This is a genomic window from Thiohalocapsa halophila (genome assembly GCF_016583825.1).
Lineage (GTDB): Bacteria > Pseudomonadota > Gammaproteobacteria > Chromatiales > Chromatiaceae > Thiohalocapsa > Thiohalocapsa halophila.
This window is the reverse complement of the sequence record NZ_NRRV01000181.1, coordinates 1-1,447: the sequence shown is the minus strand read 5'-3', so window position 1 is coordinate 1,447 and position 1,447 is coordinate 1. Positions and strand designations below refer to the sequence as shown.

The window sequence follows — 1,447 nt, the reverse complement described above, 5'->3', positions numbered from 1 at the left end:
CCGTAATGGGATGGTCCGCCCCGCTTCTCCAACCCCGCCCGAAGCGGGCACACTGACGGGGGGCAAGCAAGCCACCGTCAACCCGAGATAGCGGAGCAGACCAATGACAAAGCGTAGCAAAGAGCGGATCGCCTATGTGGGCATCGACCTGGCCAAGCGCAGCTTCCATGTGTACGCCGCCGATGCGGCGGGCCGCCAAGTGCTCAGCCGCAAGCTCACGCGCAAGCAGCTCGGCGCCTGGGTGGCGCGGTTGCCGGCGTGCACGATCGCGATGGAGGCGTGCGGCAGCGCGCACGACTGGGCGCGGCGGTTTCGTGCGCATGGCCACGAGGTGCGGTTGATCGCACCGCAGTTCGTCAAGCCGTACGTGAAGTCCAACAAAAACGACGCGGCCGACGCCGAGGCGATCTGCGAGGCAGTGCAGCGCCCGAAGATGCGTTTCGTCGCGGTCAAGAGCGTCGAGCAGCAGGACATCCAGGCGATCCATCGCATGCGCTCGCTGGCGGTCGATCAGCGCACCGCCCAGGTCAACCAGGTGCGCGGTCTGCTGCTGGAGTACGGCATCGAGATCGCCCAGGGGCGCGCCGCGGTGCGGGGGCGCTTGGCGGAGATTCTCGAAGACGCCGACAACGGGCTCAGCGCGCTGTTTCGCGCCGAGCTGCATGGACTGGCCGAGCAGTTGCGGCATCTCGATGAGCGCGTGGCGTACTACGACCGGCGCATCGGACAGCTCGCGCAGGACAATGCGCAGGCACGCACGCTGATGACGGTACCCGGCATCGGCCCGATGGGCGCCACGGCGCTGCTGGCGGCCGTCGGCGAGGACCCGCGGCTGTTCAAGCACGGCCGCGGCCTGGCCGCCTGGCTCGGGCTGGTCCCGCGCCAGCACTCCACCGGCGGCAGAGCGCAGTTGCTCGGCATCAGCAAGCGCGGGGACGTGTACCTGCGCAACCTGCTCATTCATGGCGCGCGGGCGGTGCTGCGCCACGTCGAGCACAAAGACGACGCGGTCAGTCGCTGGGCACGCGCACTGAAGGCGCGCCGGCACGGCAACATCGCCGCGGTCGCGCTGGCCAACAAGCTGGCGCGCATCGCCTACGCAGTGCTCAGCACCGGCCAGCCATACAACCCGCAGGCCGCCGCCAGCGCCGCCTGAGCGGCCGCTGAGCGCTAAGCACGACCGATCACCACACGAGGTACCCACCACCACGAGTTGCCGAGAGTGAACATCGCAGTGATGGCATGACAGGCAAGTCCTGCATTCCCGAGACCCTGACGCTCCCACCAGCCGGCGTTGCCGAGACTGATGCCCGTGATAAGGTCGGGAATGCTCGCGGATTCCATCAGGGCACGGGGGCCGGCGACGGCGCCTCACCACGATGCCGGATATATGGCCGCAACTCCTCCTTCTGCCGATCGGCGCATTCACTCTTGCAACGCGGGGCGG

The 1,447-nt window shown here is 68.3% G+C and carries 1 protein-coding gene; it reads left to right on the top strand.

Features of this window, described 5'->3' with window-relative positions; all coding sequences use genetic code 11:
- Nucleotides 1–103: 103 nt before the first annotated feature.
- Nucleotides 104–1,156, top strand: a complete 1,053-nt coding sequence (locus CKO31_RS25845; protein ID WP_200243723.1) for an IS110 family RNA-guided transposase — start codon at nt 104–106, stop codon at nt 1,154–1,156.
- The last annotated feature ends 291 nt before the right edge of the window (nt 1,157–1,447 follow it).

Excerpts from the sequence above, each read along its gene's own strand:
- CKO31_RS25845 (WP_200243723.1), top strand. The coding sequence starts at position 104 with ATGACAAAGCGTAGCAAAGAGCGGATCGCCTATGTGGGCATCGACCTG.